At 48.9% G+C, this 3,058-nt stretch carries 1 protein-coding gene; it reads left to right on the top strand.

The window, feature by feature from the left end:
* Positions 1–271: 271 nt before the first annotated feature.
* Complete coding sequence (locus LBQ00_08515) at positions 272–2,032, top strand: formate--tetrahydrofolate ligase (protein ID MDR2018889.1); 1,761 nt, start codon at positions 272–274, stop codon at positions 2,030–2,032.
* Positions 2,033–3,058 lie beyond the last annotated feature (1,026 nt).

Below are 3,058 nucleotides of genomic sequence, written 5' to 3'. Positions count from 1 at the left end.
CCGCAGGATCAAACGCTTCCGGCGAGTGTTAACACGTTATGATAAGTTGGATGTTATGTTTGCTGCATTTGTTTTACTGACATTGACCGTTGATGCCTTGCTTTATTTAAAAGAGGCTAGAACTCTGTCTTAATGGGGTAGCAGTATACCTGTTTTATCTCTGTCTTTCTTTCACATGGCTCATTTTCACTTTTTCTCTCTCCCACATGCCGCCTCATGTGTTATGTTTTATTTTCTCGCGGGAGCACTAACGAGTTAAGGAGGTTATAACATGCCCTACGACCCGACGGTAATGGCCGACTGGCAGATATGCGAGGCCGCAGAAACACATATGAAGTCTCTTGATCAGCTCGGAGAAGAAATGGGGCTTAAGAGAGACGAGGTACTTCCTTACGGAAGAATCGGGAGGATCAATTTCCAGCAGATAGTAGGGAGGCTTGACGGGAAGGCTGACGGGAAGTATATAGAAGTGACCGCAATAACTCCGACGCCTCTCGGAGAGGGGAAGACGACCACCTCAATAGGATTGATGGAGGGTCTCGGCAAAAGAGGAAAGAACGTAGGCGGTGCGATCCGACAACCCTCGGGCGGGCCCACGATGAACCTGAAAGGAAGCGCTGGCGGAGGGGGAAACGCACAGGTGATTCCCTTGACCGAATTTTCCCTTGGATTAACAGGTGATATTAACAGTATAATGAACGCCCATAACCTCGCCATGGTAGCTCTAACGTCCCGCCTGCAACATGAGCGGAACTATAGCGATGATGAGCTCTGGAAGCGAAATCTCCGTCGCCTGAGAATTGATCCAAGTAATATTCCCATGGGGTGGGCCATAGACTTCTGCGCTCAGGCCCTCCGGAACATCGTGATTGGCCTCGGCGGCAGGATGAACGGATTTACCATGCAATCCCATTTTGATATTGCCGTGAGCTCCGAAATGATGGCCATACTCTCCATCGCCAAGGATCTGAAGGATCTCAGGGAACGGATTGGCAAGATTACCGTTGCCTATGATGTTATGGGGAAGTCGGTGACTGCGGAGGATTTGGAGGTTGCCGGGGCAATGACCGCGTTCATGCGGGAAAGTATCAATCCCACACTTCTTCAGACCATAGAAGGCCAGCCCATCCTGGTCCATGCCGGACCGTTCGCCAATATTGCCATAGGCCAGTCTTCAATTATCGCCGACCGCGTGGGTCTGAAACTTTTCGACTATCATGTGACGGAAAGCGGGTTTGCCTCCGAGATAGGCTTCGAGAAGTTCTGGAATGTGAAATGCAGGATCAGTGGATTGAAGCCGAACGTTTCGGTCATTACTGCCACTATCAGGGCCCTGAAGATGCACGGAGGCGGACCCAGGGTTGCCCCGGGATTGCCACTGGCCGCTGAATACCGAGAAAATAACCTCCCTCTCCTTGAAAAGGGCATACCCAATCTCCTGCACCACATTCGAATCGTGAAGCTTTCAGGCATAAAGCCCGTGGTCTGCATCAACGCCTTCTCCACCGATACAAAGGAAGAGGTTGCCCTCGTCAGAAGATATGCCGAAGCCGAAGGCGCCCGAGTTGCCGTGTCCCACCACTGGTTGAAGGGAGGTGACGGCGCGCTTGAGTTGGCCGATGCAGTAATCGACGCGTGCAGGGAAGAACCTGATTTCCGCTTCCTCTACCCCATGGAGATGCCTCTAAAGGAGAGAGTGGAACTGATCGCCACAGAACTTTACGGTGCTGACAGTGTCTTGTGGATTCCCGAAGCAGAGGAGAAAGTCAGGAAATTGGAGGCGGATCCCGAGAAGAAAGACTATTTCACCATGATGGTGAAGACCCATCTGAGCCTTTCCCATGACCCGGAGTTGAAAGGAGTGCCAAAAGGGTGGAGACTTCCGGTCAGAGATATCCTCGTCTACACGGGAGCGAAATTTCTCTGTCCTGTTACGGGCACCATAAGCCTTATGCCCGGCACCGGTTCCGATCCGTCATTCCGGAGGATAGACGTGAACACGGAGACAGGCGGGGTTACGGGCTTGTTCTAACTTAAAAGTTCTATGTTTTGTTGTACTGCGAGTGGACAACAAGGGCACTGTGAGAATAAGGATACCACTGGCACATGGCAGATTGATTACCATATAGTGTGTTCCCGGTAAAGTACAGAAAATCTCTTCTGGATGACGAGGTTGTATACTTATAGATAAGTAAGAGAAACTGCCACGGACGTAGAGGAAATAAATGGAGCCTATGGCATATATATCACCCCAAGCTATCGCCGGGAAGAATCACGCAGGCCTTTTCAAGAGCATCACTGCACGTGAAATATTCACAAGAAAGCATTCAAACGCCTTTGGTAGTGAATTCTGGACGGATGGATACTATGTGGCAACGGTCAGAGGGGGGCTTACTGGAAAATGGTCAAGAGATACGTTTTGAAAAACAAGGGGTACTAAAGCAAGACCTTAATGTAGTTGCCTTTTTAATACCCTGCTAACTTGCTGCAGGGTATTTATTGCCACGCAACGTTATATGTCGTCTCCTACGCTTCATGCCTCTGCGCAATACTTCCACGATAAACATAAATATAATAAAGAAAACGAGAGGGTGGTATTTTCTATGGAAACGTCATATCATCGACACAACATAACAACAGATGTGGTGTGGGCACACGCTTACCAAGGGTAAGCGGGGCAAGTGAGGCGGGGGGCAACAGCAGAGGACGCAGTTGCGAACAGGTACGCGAGAGATCTGCCACAGAAGAACCGCAAAGAGCAGCATTGGTACGATGAAGATTTATACAACCACATCATCTTATTGAAAATGTATTACTTGAACCCAAGCACTTGATATGCGAAGAACTCCGCTTCCTTCCTCGCCACTGTACACATTCGGTGTATTACTTTTGGATGAAAATATGAGAGTTTTCATTTATAGATAGATAATGCCATTGCTTGGTATTTCTCAAACCAAGACTCCAACGTCAGCATTTGCCATAATTTGAACGTCAAATCCACCATCGCAACTTTTTTGGATATAATCTTGGTTCGCCGTGTAAATCTTCCAAGATGATG

It is taken from the genome of Syntrophobacterales bacterium (assembly GCA_031274925.1).
Classification (GTDB): Bacteria; Desulfobacterota; Syntrophorhabdia; order Syntrophorhabdales; family Syntrophorhabdaceae; genus PNOM01.
The sequence above is the reverse complement of the archived record's forward strand: the minus strand, read 5'-3'. Positions and strand labels throughout refer to the sequence as shown.